General features: G+C 54.2%; 15 protein-coding genes and 2 tRNA genes. 7 read left to right on the forward strand and 10 right to left on the reverse strand.

Annotated elements, in window-relative coordinates; genetic code table 11:
- Nucleotides 1-573: 573 nt before the first annotated feature.
- Complete coding sequence (locus INF68_RS14690; RefSeq protein ID WP_126787437.1) at nt 574-2,811, reverse strand: sulfatase-like hydrolase/transferase; 2,238 nt, start codon at nt 2,809-2,811, stop codon at nt 574-576.
- A 162-nt stretch (nt 2,812-2,973) separates the two neighbouring features.
- A complete protein-coding gene (gene sbcB / locus INF68_RS14695; protein ID WP_370552467.1) occupies nt 2,974-4,410 on the reverse strand; it encodes an exodeoxyribonuclease I in 1,437 nt (478 codons plus the stop codon).
- Nucleotides 4,411-4,608: 198 nt separating this feature from the next.
- Here sbcB and dacD point away from each other — a divergent pair, with 198 nt between their 5' ends.
- The 4 genes from dacD (at nt 4,609) to INF68_RS14715 (ending at nt 8,013) form a co-directional block, all read left to right on the forward strand.
- A complete protein-coding gene (dacD, locus tag INF68_RS14700) occupies nt 4,609-5,775 on the forward strand; it encodes a serine-type D-Ala-D-Ala carboxypeptidase DacD (protein WP_045887846.1) in 1,167 nt (388 codons plus the stop codon).
- 119 nt (nt 5,776-5,894) lie between these two features.
- Nucleotides 5,895-6,368, forward strand: coding sequence for a DNA gyrase inhibitor SbmC (sbmC, locus tag INF68_RS14705; protein WP_029739252.1), 474 nt, complete (start codon nt 5,895-5,897; stop codon nt 6,366-6,368).
- A 92-nt stretch (nt 6,369-6,460) separates the two neighbouring features.
- Complete coding sequence (locus INF68_RS14710; protein ID WP_023312358.1) at nt 6,461-7,519, forward strand: FUSC family protein; 1,059 nt, start codon at nt 6,461-6,463, stop codon at nt 7,517-7,519.
- Between the two features lie 158 nt (nt 7,520-7,677).
- Complete coding sequence (locus tag INF68_RS14715) at nt 7,678-8,013, forward strand: DUF496 family protein (protein WP_008499467.1); 336 nt, start codon at nt 7,678-7,680, stop codon at nt 8,011-8,013.
- A 47-nt stretch (nt 8,014-8,060) separates the two neighbouring features.
- On the opposite strand, the gene INF68_RS14720 is transcribed toward INF68_RS14715, so the two are convergent.
- Both INF68_RS14720 and INF68_RS14725 read right to left on the reverse strand, forming a co-directional pair.
- Nucleotides 8,061-8,396 carry a gamma-glutamylcyclotransferase family protein gene (locus INF68_RS14720; protein ID WP_126787435.1) on the reverse strand — a complete coding sequence of 112 codons (336 nt, stop codon included), beginning with the start codon at nt 8,394-8,396 and terminating at the stop codon, nt 8,061-8,063.
- A 53-nt stretch (nt 8,397-8,449) separates the two neighbouring features.
- Nucleotides 8,450-8,525: transfer RNA gene (locus INF68_RS14725), tRNA-Asn, on the reverse strand.
- Between the two features lie 161 nt (nt 8,526-8,686).
- Here INF68_RS14725 and emmdR point away from each other — a divergent pair.
- Both emmdR and INF68_RS14735 read left to right on the forward strand, forming a co-directional pair.
- A complete protein-coding gene (gene emmdR, locus INF68_RS14730) occupies nt 8,687-10,141 on the forward strand; it encodes a multidrug efflux MATE transporter EmmdR (protein ID WP_126787434.1) in 1,455 nt (484 codons plus the stop codon).
- Between the two features lie 103 nt (nt 10,142-10,244).
- Nucleotides 10,245-10,320 (forward strand) — tRNA-Asn (locus tag INF68_RS14735).
- A 142-nt stretch (nt 10,321-10,462) separates the two neighbouring features.
- Here INF68_RS14735 and INF68_RS14740 read toward each other — a convergent pair.
- From INF68_RS14740 to shiA, 3 genes are all read right to left on the reverse strand, one after another.
- Nucleotides 10,463-12,229, reverse strand: a complete 1,767-nt coding sequence (locus tag INF68_RS14740; RefSeq protein ID WP_126787433.1) for an aminopeptidase P family protein — start codon at nt 12,227-12,229, stop codon at nt 10,463-10,465.
- 15 nt (nt 12,230-12,244) lie between these two features.
- Entirely contained in the window at nt 12,245-13,699 is a 1,455-nt protein-coding gene (locus tag INF68_RS14745) for an AMP nucleosidase (RefSeq protein ID WP_109845251.1), read from the reverse strand.
- 73 nt (nt 13,700-13,772) lie between these two features.
- Nucleotides 13,773-15,086 (reverse strand): shikimate transporter, encoded by a 1,314-nt coding sequence (shiA, locus tag INF68_RS14750; protein ID WP_126787432.1) that lies wholly within the window; start codon nt 15,084-15,086, stop codon nt 13,773-13,775.
- 255 nt (nt 15,087-15,341) lie between these two features.
- On the opposite strand from shiA, the gene pagP reads away from it, so the two are divergent.
- On the forward strand, nt 15,342-15,917 hold the full coding sequence (gene pagP / locus INF68_RS14755; protein ID WP_126787431.1) for a lipid IV(A) palmitoyltransferase PagP: 576 nt from the start codon (nt 15,342-15,344) through the stop codon (nt 15,915-15,917).
- Here pagP and INF68_RS14760 read toward each other — a convergent pair.
- From INF68_RS14760 to INF68_RS14770, 3 genes are read right to left on the reverse strand one after another with little or no spacing between them, the layout of a single operon-like run.
- On the reverse strand, nt 15,914-16,879 hold the full coding sequence (locus INF68_RS14760) for an acyltransferase (RefSeq protein WP_126787430.1): 966 nt from the start codon (nt 16,877-16,879) through the stop codon (nt 15,914-15,916). The two genes, pagP and INF68_RS14760, sit on opposite strands and share 4 nt — an antisense overlap.
- Nucleotides 16,876-19,938: an efflux RND transporter permease subunit gene (locus INF68_RS14765; RefSeq protein ID WP_193525335.1), complete on the reverse strand. Its 3,063-nt coding sequence runs from the start codon at nt 19,936-19,938 to the stop codon at nt 16,876-16,878. The genes INF68_RS14760 and INF68_RS14765 overlap by 4 nt, the downstream gene beginning before the upstream one ends.
- Complete coding sequence (locus INF68_RS14770) at nt 19,938-21,023, reverse strand: efflux RND transporter periplasmic adaptor subunit (protein ID WP_181366999.1); 1,086 nt, start codon at nt 21,021-21,023, stop codon at nt 19,938-19,940. Before INF68_RS14770 ends, INF68_RS14765 begins: the two co-directional genes overlap by 1 nt.
- Nucleotides 21,024-21,066 lie beyond the last annotated feature (43 nt).

Raw genomic sequence — 21,066 nt, forward strand, 5'->3', positions numbered from 1 at the left:
AACTTAGCGCACATCCGACAGAACTCTAGATATAACATATTTTTTTTGCTCCGGACAATTGGCGGGATCTTGAGAAATCTATGTGAATTGCTGTATGAGGAGTTTGGTGACCTGAATTACAAATACAGAAACAGGTGGTTCTGATTCCGTTACGATGTGAATGCGGTAGGTAAAAATACGGCGAATATACAGAAATAATTAAAATATTCTTTTAAAAAAGATAAAGTGTGAAATCAGTTATCACTATCATATCTTATTAACCCGTTCACGGACCGTTAGTAACAAAAAAGATGACAAATATCTGATTTTATGCGCCTGCTATGGCACAATCGGTAATAAGTCCTTACTAACCACATTTCTATAACCTGCGATATAGTCGGAGGTTATTTTATCCTACTTTTATTAGGCTTTATTCAGTAAATAGCGGGGAGGTGGAAAGAGAGCTGAGCTTTTGTAATTCAATAATGTGAATTTGCTACTGAGGAAAGAGTGGAAGCAGAAATTTAGATGAAATAGTGAGGCCCTTATAAAAGACCCCACTGTTCAATAAATGCTAGAGTGTAACGTGCTTGTCTAGTGGCAATCCATAAATGCTTCACAAAGAGTAATTAATTTATAATTCTTTGTATCAATGAACATATCGAAGGGAAGATCTGGAATTCCTTTCATTATTTCGCTATGCCCTGATTTGTAGATACCAATGACTTGTTGCCTGAATTTCAATGTTGAAAGTTCAGGAGCATGAAGAATGTCAGCAAGTTTTTCAACTGGCGCAGTGTCAGCGCATACTGCGGAGTCATTGGATGCGAAAATGACTGGCCCCCTCTGCTGTTGTAAAAATTCAGTAATTTCATCTTCGGGAATGGTGGTTGAAACACAGGTTGAATAATTCACCACTGTGTCAATATCAGACGAAATACCTTCATGAGTTGAGCCCAGTTTTATGATGTTAAAACCATATCCTAAATTTACACCCCGGTCATTTATCATAGCTCCACTTGTAGCAGTATAGGTGGCTGAAGAAAGTCCTAAAATATCACTTTGATACAAGATCGGTTTTTTGTTAATGATTTTTTCTGATGCTACTCCTGTGCTGTTAACACGAACCTGTTTTATCGAGTTTCTGGATATAATATAAGAACAAATACCATCTTCATTGATGTTCATATTTCTGCAAAGATTAGCATAGAATAAATCATTATCTTTTTGGATGACCTTTTGGGCATTCATGGCAAAAGCTTCAAACCATAATGCTTTCAATTGCCCATTAGCTTCAATAGCAGAATATACAGGTAAACTATATTCCTCTGAACCTATAGCTATCCCATTGTTAGTTTGTTTAATTCCATCATTTAATGATGGGTAGTTCCAAAGTTGCGACGCATAGGCAAAGAAATCTTTAGTCCGACCAAGTTCGTAATTTTTTATCAATTTGCCCTTTTTACTGTCGAGTAAGCTGCTTCCAAACCCTAACTCTTTCACCGCTGCGCCAGATAAATCGAGGACAGTTGGCCAGACATCGAGTAAAGTGCCTTCAGTATTATTAACAGTGGGTTTCAAATCTTTTTTGATAATAATGAAACGGTTTCTTCTCTCCTGGCTCACCTTATCGAGGAGAGGAGAGGCACTATTTGCCATCATTAGATGATCTGATACCAGCACGACGATAGTATTCTCGAACCAGGGACTATTCGTTATTCGATTTATAAAATCAGTCAGCAGATAATCTGAACAAGCCACTGAGGCAAGCATAGGATACTGCTCATTCTTAGGTACATGATTCTCACAGGCTTTCAAAAATGTCCCTTCCGGAGAGTGCGTATTTACTGTCAGGAGCGATAGCAGGAACGGTTGCTTCTGCTGGGACATACGTGAAAATTCATCCCATGCATGCTTAAGCAATAAGTCATCATGAATTCCCCATCCACTGACATCATCAGGTGTGGCAAGAAGGTTTTCCGCGAAATAATTTTTATCGTGCTGCGATTGCCAACCATGTTGCTCGAGGAATTTATCCCCCCCAGCGAATTCTTTCTGACTACCACGAATAAATTCGGTCTGATAGCCTTGAGTTCCAAACCATGAAGCTACACAGTCAGCCTTACCCAGGAAGTTGACGAAGCTCGCTCCAGAATTACCTTGTTCCATGATAAGTGGAATACCGCATTGAGTATTTACTAATCCCGCCATGGTCCATCCTATGCCCCGGATTGGTGGTTGACGTATGTTGGTAAACTGCATGTATTTATTTGCAAGCGCGCTCAGGCCTGGCGTGTAATTTGTTCCATCCAGGCTCTGGAATGTGTTTTCAAGACTTTCGGCATAAATAAAAACGTAATTATATTTTTTATCTAATTGCGCAGTTGCTTTTTTATATTCTTTTTTTACTGCGGCGGCATTACCATCATTAAAGAAGGTGTCTTTGGTTGAGTTGTAAATGTTCGAAATAAACTGTGATGGAATTATACTGATTAAAATGAGAGACCAAATGAATGTTGTTTTTTTTAGGGGGAGTAAGTCCTTTTTTTTGTATTTTAAATATACGCTACATGCAAGTGTTGCCAAAATGATAATAATAAATATCAATCCGACCTGTAACTTGCTGTAAATATCATCAAGTGATGTGCCTTGTGCTGTATTAAATAACTGGTAGTATACGGCGTCGGTGACACCATAGCCAGTAAACATGTTTGAAATATACCAAAAAGCAAACAGTACGAAAATAATGCTAGTGGTAATTGATTTTAAAAAGATCCATCTGTGAGATGAAATAGCAAATACAAGTAGTGCAAAGAGTTGTAAGTAAATCATTTTAGAGGCTTTAAAAGTAAGTTAATCTGTTATCATGTAAGTTGCGATTTTATCATGATTTTTAGGGGCAATGAATGTCTTATGACATTTTTCTGCCATAAAAATGTCATAAATACTCTCTGATACCCCACTTATATGAAAGTGAGACCATGTCATTCGGGCTTAAACAATCTCCTGTGCATACTGATACAGGGATTTCAACAGCGCCTGTTTCTCAGCATTCCCTTCATACTGGCCATAAAGCATTTCCAGCTCCTGGGCATAGCTGTTAAGAAACTCCTGGGTAAAGACATTGCGACGATGCTGCAGCCAGCGATCCTGCTCTGCCTCGTCCAGCGTGCCGGGGAAGTTACGCGCGCGGTAGTTAAACATCAGTTTTTCGATGCGTTTATCGGCGAAAGTAATATCCAGCGCCGGTAAGTTACGCGGCTCGGTTTGCAGAACGATATTCATCGCCGCGCGGTCGGCATCGCTGAAGAAGCCGTTGTAGAGCTGGGCGTCCACGTTTTCAGACGGCACGAACGGCTCCGCCTCGGCAAAGATGGCGACCACTTTCTCGCGCACCTGCGGGTTTTCGCGCAGCACTTTCAGGTTATCGAGGCAGTGCTGCCGGTTAATGCCCAGTCTGTCCGCATCTTCCGGGCGCAGCGTATTCGCCTGCGCGAGTACCGGACATTTATTGATATGCACCAGTTTGACCGGCACCGCAGGCAGATCGCCGAGCTCATTTTTCGGGGTATAAAGCCGTTCGCGCAGGGTATCGCTGTCGAGCTCAAGCAGCGGCGAAATATCGCCGGCTAAATCCACCATGATGACCGCATTACGGTTGTCCGGATGCCACGCCAGCGGCACGACCCAGCTGGTATTGCCGCGCCAGGCGCCAAACATGCCGGAGATATGCACCAGGGGTTTCATCTGCGGTACGTCGATAAGGGTCATGAGCTTCTGCTTGCTGCGGTGGCTCAGCAGATATTCAAACAGCCGGGGCTGCGCGTTTTTCACTAGCTTCGCCATGGCAATGGTGGCATAGACGTCCGCCATCGCGTCGTGGGCATTGCTGTGCTCGATGCCGTTGGCTCGCGTCAGGTGTTCCAGCCGGAAGCTCGTCAGCCCTTCCTCATTTTCAGGCCAGTTAATGCCCTTAGGACGTAGGGCATAACAGGCGCGCATGATGTCGAGCAAATCCCAGCGTGAATTGCGGTTCTGCCAGCTCCAGGCATAGGGATCGTAGAAGTTGCGATAGAAGATGTTGCGCGTTACTTCGTCATCGAAGCGGATGTTGTTGTAACCGACCACGCAGGTATTGGGGACGGTAAACAGATCGTGGATGCGTCGGGCGAATTCTGCCTCGTTAACGCCTTTCTCGCGCGCTTCCTGAGGCGTGATCCCGGTGACCATGACCGCCCCGGGCTGCGGCAGGTAGTCATCAGCCGGTTTGCAGTAAAAGACCTCAGGCTCGCCAATAATGTTGAATTCGTCGTCGGTACGGATGGCGGCAAACTGCGCCGGTCGGTCCAGCGCCGGGTGCGTGCCAAAGGTTTCGTAGTCATGGAATAAAAAAGTCGGGCGAGCGGCAGAGTCAGACACCAGTAATACCATCCTGTTAAAAAATGACGTCACTATGGTAAACGATCGTGCGGTTCAGACCGAATAAAAAGCACCTACGTGACGCAAATTTGCGCGCCAGCTTCAGAGAAAAATCTGCGTTCTGTCACATTTTTTTGCAATTAAGCCAGGTAACGGCATCAGAACTCCCGTAAAAAGGTCATCGATTTTTAATGACCTGAGGATATACCGTTGAAACGCCGTCTGTTTATTGCTGTTTCTTTACTCGCTTCGAGTGTCTCATCTGCATTTGCGGCCGAACCACTGGATTTTTCGCCGCAGCCTCCGGCCATTCAGGCTGGCTCCTGGGTGCTGATGGACTACACGACTGGTCAGATCTTAACGGCGGGCAACGAACATCAACAACGCAATCCGGCGAGCCTGACCAAGCTGATGACGGGGTATGTGGTTGATCGGGCCATTGATAGCCACCGCATTACGCCGGACGACATTGTCACCGTAGGGCGTGACGCGTGGGCAAAAGGTAACCCGGTTTTTGACGGCTCGTCGCTGATGTTCCTGAAAGAGGGCGATCGCGTCTCCGTGCGTGATTTAAGCCGCGGTCTGATCGTCGATTCCGGCAACGACGCCTGCGTGGCGCTGGCCGATCACGTGGCGGGCGGCCAGCCGCAGTTTGTGAAGATGATGAACGACTACGTGCAGAAGCTGAACCTGCGCGATACGCACTTTGAAACCGTCCACGGGCTGGACGCGCCGGGCCAGCACAGCTCGGCCTATGACCTGGCCGTACTTTCCCGGGCCATCATTCACGGCGAGCCTGAGTTTTACCATATGTACAGCGAAAAGAGCCTGACCTGGAACGGGATCACCCAGCAAAACCGTAACGGCCTGCTGTGGGATAAAACCATGAACGTGGACGGGCTTAAAACGGGGCACACCTCGGGAGCGGGCTTTAACCTGATTGCCTCCGCCGTTGACGGGCAGCGTCGTTTAATCGCGGTGGTGATGGGGGCGGACAGCCCGAAAGGACGTGAGGACCAGGCCCGGAAACTGCTGCACTGGGGGCAGCAGAACTTCGATACGGTGCAAATCCTGCACAACGGTAAAAAAGTGGGGACAGAGCGTATCTGGTACGGCGATAAGGAGCAGGTGAAACTGGGCACCGACCAGGACTTCTGGCTGGCCCTGCCGAAAGCGGAAGTGCCGAACATCAAGGCCAAATACGTGCTGGATAAAAAAGAGCTGGAAGCGCCGATTGCTGCGCATCAGCGGGTCGGGGAGATCCAGCTCTATGATCGTGACAAGGTGGTGGCGCACTGGCCGCTGGTGACGCTGGAAGCCGTTGATAAAGGCGGGCTGTTCTCTCGCATGAGCGATTATCTCCACCACACGCTTTAACCGCTGATGGGCAGACTGGCAGGGTTGCGAGTCTGCTCACATAATAAACACTCCTCGTTTGCCGATAATAGTAATCCAGTTTTATAGTGTATAAATATACAGTAATAAATGGAGGCAGCATGGACTACAGCATCAAGCAGCAAAAGAAACGTAAGATTGCCGGTTTTCATTTGGTCGGACCTTGGGAACAAACGGTAAAACAGGGCTTTGAACAGCTGGTGATGTGGGTGGACGGGCGCCACATTGAGCCGCTGGAGTGGGTCGCGGTCTATTACGATAACCCCGATGAGGTCCCGGCAGAAAAACTGCGCTGCGATACGGCCGTTACGGTGCCGGACGATTTCGTTATTCCGGAAAACAGCGAGGGCGTCATGATGACGGAAATCGCGGCCGGGGATTATGCCGTGGCGACGGCGCGCGTGGAAAACTACGACTTCGCCACGCCGTGGTATCAGTTCTTTAATTCCCTGCTGCAGGACAATAAGTACCAGATGGCGCTCAAACCCTGCTTCGAGCGCTATCTTAATGACGGCAATGCAGACGGCTACTGGGATATCGAAATGTATATCGCGGTAGAGCATAAAACGGCTTAGGCCTGCTAAATGAAGGGTTTTTCAGCCGGGAGCGATCCGCCCGGCTGAAAACACAGTACAATTGTGATTTGCCGTGTAGCTGGAGAGCGGGTGTGCGTCCCGACAAATCATTAACCCCTTTTGAAATTCGGTTGTACAAACATTACCGCGTGGTGCACGGATGTCGCATCGCGCTGGCGTTCGTATTGACGTTTGTGCTGGTCCGTTTGCTGGATGTTCCGGAAGGGACGTGGCCGCTGATCACCCTGGTAGTGGTAATGGGGCCCATCTCGTTTTGGGGGAACGTTGTTCCGCGCGCCTTCGAGCGAATTGGCGGGACGGTTTTAGGCTCGGCCCTTGGGCTTATTGCCCTTAAGCTGGAGCTTATCTCGTTTCCGGTGATGCTGGCATGGTGCGGTGCCGCCATGTTCCTGTGCGGCTGGCTGGCGTTGGGCAAAAGACCGTATCAGGCCTTGCTGATTGGGATTACTCTCGCGGTGGTTGTCGGTGCGCCCGCCGGGGATATGACCACGGCGCTGTGGCGAAGCGGGGATGTCATCCTGGGGTCACTGCTGGCCATGCTCTTCACCGGTATCTGGCCGCAGCGCGCTTTTCTGCACTGGCGTATTCAGATGGCGAACTACGTCACCGCCTTTAACCGCGTCTATCAGGCCGGTTTTTCTCCGAATCTGGTCGAACGTCCCCGGCTGGAAAAGCATCTGCAAACGATCCTCAACGATGTGGTCAAAATGCGCGGCCTGATCACGCCTGCCAGCAAAGAAACCCATATTCAGAAATCGATTTTCGAAGCCATCCAGACGGTAAGTCGCAATCTGGTCTGCATGCTTGAACTGCAGATCAACGCGCACTGGGCCTCGCGTCCCAGCCATCTGTTGATGCTTAACGCACAGACCCTCAAAGAGACCCAGCAGATGACGCAGCAAACGCTGTTGACCATTGCCCATGCGCTCTATGAAGGGAACCCGCAGCCGATACTGGCCAACAGCGAGCGGCTGAATGAGATCGTCGCGGAGCTGAAGCAGTTAATCAATGAACGCCAGAGCGATAACGTGGCGGAAACGCCTATTCATGGCTACGTCTGGCTGAGCATGGAGCTGGCGCGGCAGCTTGAGCTGTTATCGCACCTTATTTGCCGGGCGCTGCGCAAATAAAAGGCTTATGTGACGCCTGCTGCTTCGATTCAGCAGCAATTGGGGTTATGATAGCTTTAAACGATATACTCATTGTCATTCGCAGCCGCTGTCAGTAAGGTTATTGTTACAACGGTTGCCTTAACGAATCCGAATCTCACATTATCAGGGGTGTAAAAATGGAAACTACCAAGCCTTCGTTCCAGGATGTTCTGGAATTCGTCCGCCTGTTCCGCCGCAAAAACAAGCTGCAGCGTGAAATCCAGGACGTTGAGAAGAAGATCCGTGACAACCAGAAACGTGTTCTGCTGCTCGACAACCTGAGCGACTACATCAAGCCAGGTATGAGCGTTGAAGCTATTCAGGGCATCATCGCCAGCATGAAGAGCGACTATGAAGACCGCGTTGATGACTACATCATCAAAAATGCTGAGCTGTCCAAAGAGCGTCGTGACATCTCTAAAAAGCTGAAAGTGATGGGCGAAATCAAAAACGGCGAAGCAAAAAGCGAGTAATCGCAGCGAATAGTGAAAAAGGCTCTCTGGTGACAGAGAGCCTTTTTTTATGATTCAGAACGCGGCTGTAGCTGATAAATCCAGGCCTGAACCTGCTTGCCTGCAAGGGTGGTTACCATGACCTCAACCCGATCGTAGCCGTCTTCAAATTCGTCCAGCATTTGCCAGTGTGCGGCAAGGTTATCCGAGATAAACAGATAGCCTTCGACGCGGGGGCCGTCAGGGTGGAGCACAATTCCCGGGAAGTCCGCCGCGGCGCCCCAGCCGCGTTCGTAAAACGTGCCGGATACGGAACCGGCCAGCCATTCGCCGCCGATATTTTCAAGAATATGCGCATTAGAGTGGCCCGGGCGCAGCGTGCCGTAGACAAACAGAGCGTTCATTTTCCCTCATCCGCAAAGCAAAAAGCCTGCTTTAAAAGCAGGCTTTTTAAATTTGGCTCCTCTGACTGGACTCGAACCAGTGACATACGGATTAACAGTCCGCCGTTCTACCGACTGAACTACAGAGGAATCGTTGTGGAGGCTTATCTTAGCGGCGAAAAAAGTTTTGTCAAACCTGATCTTAGGGAAAATCGACTGATTGCTGATTCTGTCGTCAGTTTGTTGTAAATCCACACATCTTTTTCTGGAAAATACTTTGCAGGATTAGCATTTGTCCCCCATCATTTGAAATGGAGTTTCAACTTTTCTCGCTAAGGTCCATTTTGAACGTCACTGCCTCCTTACGCCAGGCGATAACTCGCACGCCATGGTATGCAAAACGTAAAAGCTATCGTGTCCTGTTCTGGCGTGAAATCACCCCTCTTGCCGTGCCTATCTTCCTGGAAAATACCTGCGTTCTGCTGATGGGGGTTTTGAGCACCTTCCTGGTAAGCTGGCTGGGAAAAGAGGCGATGGCTGGGGTTGGGCTAGCGGACAGCTTTAACATGGTGGTGATCTCGTTCTTTGCCGCCATAGACCTAGGGACGACGGTGGTGGTGGCCTTTAGCCTCGGCAAGCTTGATCCCAAACGTGCACGCGAGGCGGCCCGCCAGTCGCTGATGATCATGACCATTTTTTCGATCGTTCTGGCGGCGGTGATCCACTATTTCGGTAAAGAGATTATCGATTTTGTCGCCGGGGAGGCCACTAACGAGGTTAAAGACCTGGCGCTGACCTACCTGGAAATGACCGTCTTAAGCTATCCGGCGGCGGCTATTGCGCTGATTGGCAGCGGCGCGCTGCGCGGGGCGGGCAACACCAAAATTCCGCTGCTGATCAACGGCGGGATGAATATCCTGAATATTATTATCAGCAGCGTGCTGATCTATGGCGTGTTCTCGTGGGAGGGGCTGGGGTTCGTCGGTGCCGGACTGGGATTAACCATTTCACGCTATATCGGTGCGGCAGCCATCATCGGGGTACTGATGGCGGGGATTACCCCCTCGCTGCGTCTGACGCTAAAAAGCTATTTCCGCCCCTTTAATTTCGCCATTATCTGGGAAGTGATGGGGATCGGCATTCCCGCCAGCATTGAATCGGTGTTATTCAACGGCGGGAAGCTGCTCACGCAGATGTTTGTCGCCGGGATGGGCACCGACGTTATCGCCGGTAACTTTATAGCCTTCTCTATTGCCTCGCTGATTAACCTGCCGGGTAACGCGCTGGGTTCGGCATCGACCATTATTACGGGTAAGCGGCTCGGGAAAGGGCAGATAGGCCAGGCGGAGCGGCAGCTGCGGCACGTGTTCTGGCTGTCGACCATTGGGCTGACGCTGATCGCCTGGGGAACCGCGCCGTTTGCCGGGCTGATGGCCTCGTTCTATACCCACGAAGACGACGTTACAGAGGTTGTTAAGATCCTCATCTGGCTCAACGCGGCCTTTATGCCCATCTGGGCGGCCTCATGGGTATTGCCCGCCGGGCTGAAAGGAGCGCGCGATGCCCGCTTTGCGATGTGGGTATCGATGCTCGGCATGTGGGGATGTCGCGTTGTCGCGGGGTATACGCTCGGGGTGATGCTCGGATGGGGGGTGGTCGGCGTCTGGCTGGGGATGTTCCTCGACTGGGCCGTGCGGGGCGCGCTGTTCTACTGGCGGATGGTCAGCGGGCGCTGGCTGTGGAAATATCCGCAAAAAAATGCCTGACAATTGCGCGAAGTGGAGAATAATTCGGCAAACGATCGGAAATGTGCATTCTGCCTTTGACATCATGGGGGAGCATCGATAATATGCGCCCCGTTCACACGATTCCTCTGTAGTTCAGTCGGTAGAACGGCGGACTGTTAATCCGTATGTCACTGGTTCGAGTCCAGTCAGAGGAGCCAAATTTAAAAAGCCTGCTTTTAAAGCAGGCTTTTTGCTTTTCTGCGCAAGGTAAATGCAAAACGGCAACCTTGTTGCCGTTTTTAGTGTGTGCACCCTCTCCCGTGGGAGAGGGTTGGGGTGAGGGCACCAGACCGCACGAAATTACACACCAATCGGCGCTGTCGCTTCCACCAGCCACGGACGCGCATCGCTATTCACCAGAGGTGAAAGCACCTCGCGTACCTGCCGGTGATACGCATCCAGCCACTGCTTTTCCTGCTCGCTCAGCAGATGCAGCTCAACCTGACTTAAGTCGATTGGGATCAGCGTCAGCGAGGCAAATTTGCAGAAACCCGGACGGCTCTCCACAATCTCAACCTGGTTTTCAATACGAATACCGTGGCTGTCGCCCAGATAGTAGCCCGGCTCGATAGTCATGATATTGCCCGCCACCAGCGGCCACGGGTTAACCTTTTTGGCGATGCGATGCGGGTTCTCGTGGATCAGCAGCTGGTGCCCCACGCCGTGACCCGTACCGTGATCGTAATCCAGCCCCATCTCCCACAGCGGGCGACGCGCAAACGCATCCAGCTGATGCCCCTGAGTCCCGGAAGGGAACTGCAGGGTAATGAGCGACAGGAAGCCTCTCAGCACGGCAGTGTAGTGCAGGCGTTGCTGCGGATCGACTTTCCCCCACGCCAGCGTGCGCGTGGCATCGGTGGTGCCGTTAGCATACTGACCGCCGGAATCGTTCAGGTAAAAATGGTCATGACCGATGGGCTTATTGCTGGCCTCGCTCGAATGGTAGTGGCACATCGCCGCATTGCTCGAAGAGGCGGAGATGGTTGCAAAACTCTGCTCGATGAACCCGGGCTGCTGTTGACGGAACGCAAGCTGCTGCGCCTGCGCGTCCAGCTCGGTGAGCGGTTGTCCTGCCGCCTCGCGCCGCGGCACTTCACGGCTCAGCCAGGCGAGGAAGTTGACCCACGCGGCCCCGTCCTGGTGATGGCACTCGCGATAGCCTGCCAGCTCGGCCGGGTTTTTAGTCGCTTTCAGCAGGGTGATAGGATCGGTCCGCCAGACAATTTCTCCTCGTGGCTCAATGGCGAAGCGCAGGGCCACCGGCGCGGAATCGGCATCAATCATCACCCGTTTGCCTTCAGCAATCTGCTGGCAGCGTTCAATAAAGGTATCCTGCGGGGCAACGGTGAACGCACTGCGCACACCGTCAGGCAGGGCGCTGAGCTTATTGTCGTTAACAAACCACTCAACGCTACCATCACGGCTGAGCAGGGCGAAGGAAAGAGGAACCGGGCTAAAGGGGATATCTGATCCACGCACGTTTAGCAGCCAGGCGATGTTATCCGGCAGCGTCACGGCGAGGAAATCAGCATTGTGTTCTGCCAGCACGGCGGCGACGCGCTGACGTTTGTCCGCGCTGCGTTCACCGCTGTGTTCAACCGGCATCTCACGGATAAGCCCCGCCGGTGCGGCAGGGCGATCGGTCCACAAGGTGTCAAACGGCGAGGCCTTCAGCGGCACCAGCTCGCACGGCGTGGCTGACAGCTGCTCAAACTCAGAGTTGGTCATCAGCAGCGCGTCAAAACCGATGCGCGTTCCTGACTCAACGTTTTCTGCCAGCCATTCTGCCAGCGGCTCGTTGTGAAGGTGGTGTATCTCAACCTCATCCGTATTGACCTGAACGCGTGCCTGAACCTGATAGCGCCCGTCGACGAACAGCAGCGCTTTGTTTTTCAGCACCAGCGCCACGCCGGCCGAGCCGTCAAAGCCCGTCAGCCAGGCCAGCTTTTCGTCGTAAGGCGCGCAGTATTCGCTCTGCCAGGCATCCGCGCGCGGGACGATCATCCCGTCGAGTTGACTGGCCTCAAGCCAGTGGCGCAGGGCAGAGAGCGGTGATGTGGTGTGCATGGTTTTTCCTTGTTATTAGCGGAACGGCGGCTCGTTGAAGGTGCGCAGCTTGCGCGAATGCAGCTTGTCGCCCTCCGCGCGAAGTAAATCAATCGCACGAATACCAATCTGCAGATGCTCGGAGATTGCCCCTTCATAGAAACGGTTGGCCTGGCCCGGCAGCTTAATTTCGCCGTGCAGCGGCTTATCGGAGACGCACAGCAGCGTGCCGTAAGGGACGCGGAAGCGATACCCCTGCGCGGCAATGGTGGCGCTCTCCATATCAATAGCAACCGCGCGGCTCAGGTTGAACCGCAGCGCGGAGGCGGAGTAGCGCAGCTCCCAGTTGCGGTCATCCGTTGTGACGACCGTGCCGGTGCGCAGACGCTGTTTAACCTCTTCCCCCGGCATGCCGCTGACCTCTTTGGTAGCGTCATACAGCGCGCGCTGTACTTCGGCGATGCTCGGGATTGGGATATCCGGCGGCAGGACCGCATCAAGCACGTGGTCATCGCGCAGATAGGCGTGGGCCAGCACGTAGTCGCCAATCAGCTGGCTTTCGCGCAGGCCGCCGCAGTGGCCAATCATCAGCCACACGTCCGGGCGCAGTACCGCCAGATGGTCGCAGATGGTCTTGGCATTTGACGGGCCCACGCCGATGTTAATCAGGGTGATGCCCTGGCCGTCGGCGGTGATCAGGTGCCAGGCGGGCATCTGGTGCTTTTTCCACGCCAGGTCGGAGATCGCCTGCTCGGGCGCTTCGGTTTCAGCGGTGATCCAGATCCCGCCCGCGCAGGACAGCGCGATATACGGGCTCTCCGGGTCGAGGATCTGGCTGCAGCCCCAGCGGACAAACTCGTCGACGTAGCGGGTATAGTTGGTAAAGAGCACGAACGGCTGGAAATGTTCGACTGGCGTACCGGTGTAGTGGCGCAGGCGCGCCAGGGAGAAATCGACCCGGCGGGCATCAAAGTGCGACAGGGGAGAAAATTCTGCCGGGTGATAAATCCCGTCGGCCGTCTCATCGCCAATCTGTGAAAGCTCGGTGGTCGGGAAGTGGCGGGTCAGCCCCGCGCTCATGGAGCGGTCAAGGGTTAACGCCGAACCGTCAATCACGTAGGGATAGGGGATCTCATGCTGCGAGGGCTCAACGGCAATGTGCGCGCCGTAATCCTGGTACAGCAGCGTGAGTTGTTCTTCAAGATACGAGCGGAACAGCGCAGGACGTGTGACGGTGGTGCTGTAGCAGCCGGAGTGGGTAAAACGCGCGTAGGCGCGGGTTTTGGGATTACTGCTGGCGCTGCCGTCCCAGGTCACAGAGAGCGATGGATAAACAAAAAGGCCCTCGGTTCTGGCCTTTTGGTCGGGAAGTTTCCCTGTTTCGATATATTCGCTGATGGCGCCGCGCAGCGCGTTGACGGACTGTTCATACAGCGCGTCGAGTTTTTCCAGCGCCTGAGCCGGGGTCAGGCTGGAGCCCTTATTATTCATCTCTGTCTCCTTGTTCCACAGGTGTGCGACTCTACCCGATAGTATGTCACACGCCTGTGAAACAAAAGGGAGATCAGCCGTGGCTCGTCTCTTTCATCAGCAGCGCCGTTGCCGCCGACAGCAGGCAGCCGGCCAGAAGATAAATCGCCACGCTGTGCCAGTTGCCGCCGGAGAAGGTCACCAGCGCAGCGGCAATAAACGGCGTAAACCCGCCGCCAACCACGCTTGCGACCTGGTAGCCCACGCCCGCGCCGCTGTAGCGGTAGCTGGCGCCGAACAGCTCGGTAAACATCGGCTGCTGCACGCAGACCACCATATCGTGAGCGATGTTAGCGAGCATGATGGCAAAGAAAACAATCCAGAAAACAGACTGCGCCTCCAGCGCCATAAAGAACGGCCAGGCGCTGAGGGTTCCAATCAGCGCGCCGGTGATGTAAACGCGACGGCGACCAAACCGGTCAGCCAGCCAGGCGAAGCAGGGGATAGTCAGGCAGCTGATCCCGCCGACCAGCAGGCCAATATTCAGGAACAGTTCACGGGGCAGGCCGAGATTCTGCGTCGAGTAGTTCAGGGCAAAGGCGGTGACGATATACATCGTCAGCAGCTCGCACAGGCGCAGGGCGATAATTTTCAGAAAAGCGCCAGGGTGCCGGACAAGGGCTTCCATGACAGGAAGTCTTCTGTTAGCGGCCGGTTTTTCCTGCTGCTTTTCGAACTCTGCCGACTCCTCCATTCCGTTACGGATCCAAAGCGCGGCAATGACCAGCACGATGCTGAAGATGAACGGAATGCGCCAGCCCCAGCTCAGGAACTGCTCGTCGGTAGTAAGCTGGCTGATTAGCGATACCAGCCCGGTGGAAAGCAGAAGGCCTACGCCGTACCCGACCTGTACGCCGCTGCTGTAAAACGCTTTTCTGTGCTTCGGCGCGCTCTCAACGGACAGCAGCGCCGCGCCGCCCCATTCGCCGCCTACGGCGAAGCCCTGGATGGCGCGCAGGGTGACCAGCAGTACCGGTGCCCACCAGCCGATAGAGGAAAACGAGGGGAGAATACCGATAAGCGCGGTGGCGATCCCCATCATCCAGACGGTGAGCATCAGCATGCGCTTGCGGCCCAGGCGGTCGCCGAAGTGGCCGAAGATCACACCTCCCAGCGGGCGAAAGAGAAAGCCGACGCCGAAGGTGGCAAACGCGGCGAGCGTACCCATCGCAGGGCTGATTTGGGGAAAGAATTCACGGTTAAACACCAGCGCGGCGGTAATGCCATAAAGCAGAAAATCATACCAGTCGACGACGGCACCCGCGAAGCTGCCAAGTGCGGCGCGGCGGGCACGATTGAGCGAAGGTGTCTCCTCGTTGGGACGATCGGAGATGAGGGTGGAGTCCATAGTTGTCCTGTCCGTACTAATTTTTAATTATTGGTATAAGAAAAGGTCACTCACAAAGCAGCCGCCATATAAACGGAACCTATGAGACTACCGCGACAAAACGCCTGAGAAAACGTTTTTATCTTTCCGGAAGGCGCTGAATAAATAAATTTCATCTACACCTGCGCCGTATAATTATGTCTTCCCGGCTCCGTTAAGTGCTGAATGGTTTACAGTAATAGTGACTGCTGCGCGAGTTAAGCTGAGGGAAAAACGATGCAACGCACCTTTTCGGCATTCTGGATGGTCCTGTTTTTATTCGTTGCACCGCTTTACGCGGAGCCCAACGTCTATGGTGAACAGCGTATCAGCGGCTGGTGGAATGCGCTGACGGATGATATTTCGCAAACCTGGGAAGAGCCCCAACGTTACGACCTGTACCTGCCGTTTCTGAGCTGGCACGCTCGCTTTATGTACGACAAAGAAAAAACTGACAATTACAATGAAATGCCGTGGGGCGGCGGGCTGGGCGTTTCCCGCTATAACGAAGAGGGCAACTGGAGCGCGCTGTTCGCGATGATGTTCAAGGACTCGCACAACGAATGGCAGCCCGCGATGGGCTATGGCTGGGAGAAGGGCTGGTACCTGGATAATGCCAAAGATTTCCGCCTTGGGCTCGGCGCCGCGGCGGGCATCACGGCGCGAGATGATTTTGCAAACTATGTCCCGCTACCGTTCATCTTCCCGCTGTTTTCGGCCGGGTATAAGCGCGTTACCGTCCAGTTCACCTATATTCCCGGGACGTATAACAACGGCAACGTGCTCTTTGCCTGGCTGCGCTTAGGCTTTTAAAGGGTGATCACCTTTTTTGCCACGGCGTTAGACAATACCAGCATGGAGAAGAGAACAGAGGTAATGAAAGTGAGCACAATCAGCGCCAGCTTCATACCGAGAGAGGTCACCGGTATCAGCGCCGTCAGGAGATGAAACACCGAGTAGTGCACAATGTACACGCCGGTCATCGTTTTGCTGATGGCGGCCAGAATGGACTCCTTAAATTCAGCATTGCGGCGAAAGCGCACGCCGTTCACCGCAATCACCAGGGCAATAATCAGGATGTAGATCTGCGAGCCGGTGAGAATAAAGGCGTTTCTGTCCGCCTTGAACAGCGCGAAGAAGAAGTGGCGCTCGTAAAACCAGGTGAAGAGGTAGATAAACGGGATGGCGACAACCGCCGCCCTGACCACATTTTTGCGGCTAATCCACTCGGCAATTTTCGGGTCGCAGAAGAGTTGCCCCGTCAGATAGAACAGCAGCCACGTCCACAGCCGATACTGCGGTGAAAGAGAAAGGGCGTGCGCCTCAGGATAGAGCGCCGATAGCAGATCGTATCCGTAGGAAAAGAGCAGCAGGGCGGCAATCGTGCCGCAGAACAGCGCTCGCCGCTGGCTGAGCCACTCCACCGCCGGGTGGAAGGTGTAAATCACCACAAATGCGAACACGAACCAGGGCTGGATTAAATACCCGCGCTGATAGGGCTCCCACAGGTAGTAGATCGTTATCCAGAACAGAAAAACAATCACCAGACTTTTAATTTTACCCAGCTGCCAGCGGGTGCCGTGCCGTGATTGTCCGTCGAGATAGCCCGCAACCACAAAAAACAGCGGCGTGGCAATCGTCGAGATAAAGGTTAAAAACCCCAGGATCCAGTGGTAGTCATAATCATAATGATCCCAGGTGTTGTAGATGGTAAAGAAGGTCACCGCCGTCATACAGCCCAGCGTCTTGATAATGTTCAGCCCTGTCGCATTCATTGTGGTTTGGCTTCGTCCTTACGATGGAAACACGCATAGATAACGGGGAGTACCAGCAGCGTCAGGATTGTAGCAAACCCCAGTCCAAACATAATGACAACGGCCATGCTCTGGAAGAAAACATCCAGCAGTAGCGGAGCCAGGCCCAGTACGGTAGTGAACGCGGTGAGCAGGATGGGGCGCAGGCGCGAGGTGGCGGCGTAAACGATCGCCTCGTGCTGATCCTTTTGCGTTTTCTGCTGCTCAATCTCTTCCACCAGCACGATGCCGTTGCGGATGAGCATGCCGCTCAGGCTCAGCAGACCAATCAGCGCCATAAAGCCAAAGGGAATGCCGGTAAGTAAAAATCCCGGCGTCACGCCAATCAGCGCCAGCGGTACGGTCAGCCAGATGGCGACCGCATTTTTCACCGAGCTGAACATCAGCACCGTAATGACAAACATCACCAGATACCCGAGAGGTAGCGTAGTGAATAGCCCCTGCTGCGCTTCGCTGGAGTTTTCCGCGTCGCCCCCCCACTCGATGCTGTAGCCGTGTGGCAGGCTAAGGGCATCAATCTGCGGCTTCACACGGGCGAGAATGTCCCCGGAGGTTTGCTGGCTCAGCGGGTCCGGGTCCGTCTGCACCGTCAGCACCCGCGAGCGGTCGCGTCGAAGGATGAGCGGATCTTCCCACTCCAGCGAGAAGCGGCTGACGACGTTACTCAGCGGGATATACTGCTGCCGCGTCTGGCTCCACACCAGCACGTTGTTCAGGTGATTGGCGTCCAGCCGTTCGCTCTCAGGCGGGCGCACCACGACCGGGAGCAGGTCGCTGCCTTCCCGGTACAGCCCCGCCCGGCTGCCGGAGAAGTTCATCTCCAGCGCGTTATCAACGTCCTGCTTATCTACGCCAAGCTCGCGGCCCAGGGCGGCAACGTACTGTGGGCGGATCACCTTGCTGCGGTTTTGCCAGTCGTTCATGACGCTGCCCGTGGCCGGGTCGCGCGTGAGGATATCGTCCACCTGACTGGCTATCAGACGCAGCCTGTCAGGGTCGGGGCCTTTAATGCGCACCTCAATGGCGCTGTCGCGGGAGGGGCCAAACATCACGCGCTTGGTGCTGGCGTTGACCTGCGGATAGTTTCGCGCGATGTACTCGTCCACGTGGCGCGTCAGGGCGGAGATGTTGCGCTGGTCGTCCATGCGCACCATGATCTGCGCATAGTTGCTGTACTGGCGCTGTCCGCTGTAGGTCAGAATGAAGCGCATACTTCCCTGACCAATGGTTGAGACGGTGGTCTCCACGCCCGGCTGGCCATTGATCGTCTTTTCAATATCGCTGGTCATTTTCTCAGTCCACTTGATATCGGTACCGTAGGGTAGCCACAGGTCGACAAAGAAAATCGGCGTATTAGACGACGGGAAAAAGTTTTGCCGCACGGCGCCGAAGCCCCAGACAGAGGCTGCCAGCAGCGCAGCCATCACAATGAGCGTCGGTGCCTTATGGTGCAGCAGCGCGTTAAGCAGGCGCTGGTAGGCGCGGTAGAGTCGTTTATCGTAAGGATCTGACTCGTCGGTTTTATCGGGCGCGCTGTTGTTTTTAAACAACCACCACTTAATCAGCACCGGGGTGAGGGTGAGCGCCGAAAACCAGCTCAGCATCAGGGAAATCAGCAGCACCTGGAACAGGGATTTACAATATTCCCCGGTGGAATCCTGCGACAGGCCGATGGGGGCAAACGCCAGGATAGCAATCACCGTCGCCCCCAGCAGCGGCAGGGCGGAGCGGCGGATGATGTAGTTCACGGCGGTCAGCAGAGGCGAGCCCTGCTGTCGGGCAATCAACACCCCTTCGACAATCACGATGGCGTTATCCACCAGCATGCTGAGGGCGATAATCAGCGCCCCGAGCGAGATGCGCTGCAGCTCAATGCCACATAGATACATAATCAGCAGCGTGCCCAGCACGTTAAGGGCGAGAGAAACCGCGATGATGATCCCGCTGCGTACGCCCATAAAGACCAGCAGCACGCCGATGACAATCGCCAGCGCCATCAGGAAGTTAATAATAAAACCGTTAACAGAGTGGCCCACTTCGGCTGCCTGATCGTAAAACAGGTCTATCTGTATGCCGGCCGGTTTTTCCGCCGACATCTGGCTTAGCTTCGCCTCCAGCGCGTGGCCCACGTCGATAACGTTCACGCCGGGAATAAACGAGACGCCCATGGTGACGGCTTTTTTGCCGTTGGCATGGTAGATACTGGCCGGCGATTCGTTCAGCCCGCGCGACAGCGTGGCGATATCCCGCAGACGCGTCGCCGCCCCGGTGCCGGAAGGGGTGATGATGATATCCGCCAGTTCATCAAGATTTTCGAACTCACCGGTCGGGTGCAGGCGAATGGATTCGGTGCCGGAGGTGATTTCTCCGGCGCTGGAAACGACGTTAAGTCTGCTGAGCAGGGCGGAAAGCTGGTTCAGCGTAATGCCGCGCGCGGCCATTTTGGTCAGGGAGATATCGATGTTGACCTGTTGGCTAATCGCCCCGCCGATGGCGACCTTCGCGACGCCGGGTATCAGAATTAACTCCCGGCGCAGCTGCTCCGCATATCTCACCAGCTCAGGATTACTGAATTCATCTCCGGAAATGGCGAAGAAGAAGCCGAACACGTCGCCGAAATCGTCATTCACAAAGGGCGTGACGACGCCGGGCGGGAACTGACGCGAGGCATCGCCCACGCGGCGGCGCAGTTCATCCCAAATCTGCGGCAGCTCGTTCGAGTGATAGCGTGAAGCGATATTAACGGTGATTTGCGACAGACCGTTTGACGAGATGGAGCTCACGTTGTCCAGATAAGGCAGCTGCTGAAGGGCATTCTCCAGCGGAAGCGTCACCTCCTCTTCAACCTGCTGAGCGGATGCGCCGGGGTAGTGGGTGACCACCACTGCGGTTTTGATGGTAAAGGCTGGATCCTCCAGCCTGCCGATATTCAACAGGGCAAAAATACCCCCGATGCCCAGCAGCAGGATCGTTAGCCAGACGCGAACGGGGTTATTAATAAATTGACGAGAGATATCCATTACAGTCCCCGTTCACGCGTCCAGATACGCACCGGCTGGTTAACATGCAGCTCCCCAACGCCCGCGGCCACCACGCGCTCGCCCGCCTTAAGCCCACTGGTAATCACCACCCCTTCGGTGCTCACTTGCCCCACGCTGACCTTGCGGTCTTCGAGATGGAGCGCGTCACCTTCGCCCGTTACGACCCAGACGTGCGGCTCGTTGCGCGGGCTGTTGTTCGGGTTAAAGACTGCCTCAACCGGTACGACCAGCGCCTGAGCGTCCGCGCCCGCCGGCAGGTTGCTTAAATTGATGGTCACCGTACCGCTTACGCCACCGACGGCGGGAAAATCATCCGGGCGCGGCATGGTCAGTATCACCTGCCAGGTCAGGGTATTGCTGTCGCTGCTGCCCGAATGCTCTTTGTAGACGGCGGTAAATTCCCGATCCGGCATGGCGTTAATTTTCACCACGGGGCGATACTGCGCGTTGCGGATATCAAAGGTCTTAAACAGGTTTTCAGGAATGCTGAACACCACGTCCAGCAGATCGGTACGGGTTAACGTCGCGATGGGCTGACCGGCGGACACCACCTGATGGTTTCGGACATGTACGCTGGCTACCGTCCCACTAAAGGGGGCGACGAGCGTCATCTGATTCAACTCTTCTCGGGCAATCTGCAGCGCCGCATTCGCCGAATCGCGGTTCGCGCGCTGCACGTCCATTTCTGCTTTCGAAATCGCCTGGCGGCCCGCCAGCGTCTGGAAGCGATCGAATTGCCTCTGGGCCAGCGTCGCCGCCGTTTGTCTGTCGTTAACCCGCTGCTGGGCTTCACGGGCGTTCAGTCTGGCAAGCTGTTGTCCCTGTTTAACGGCTGCGCCCTGACGAACATCGAGCGCTTCAATTTGGCCTGCGCGCTTGAAGGAAAGGTCTGTGGCATCGCCCGATTCAATGCGGGCGGGGAAAACGCGCTGCTGGGCGTGACCGGGAGCCGTCACCTCCGCCACTTTTACCATCCTGGGCAGGGGGGATGCTTGCTTGGGTTTCGGGTCGCACGCCGTGAGCGTTAACAAAACGAACGGTAAAAGAGAGAGGTAGCGGTTCACTGTATTCCCCTAATAAATAACTGTTTTATTTATTCCATCACCT

It is taken from the genome of Enterobacter cloacae complex sp. P16RS2 (genome assembly GCF_014982155.1).
In the GTDB taxonomy this organism is placed as follows: domain Bacteria; phylum Pseudomonadota; class Gammaproteobacteria; order Enterobacterales; family Enterobacteriaceae; genus Enterobacter; species Enterobacter cloacae_M.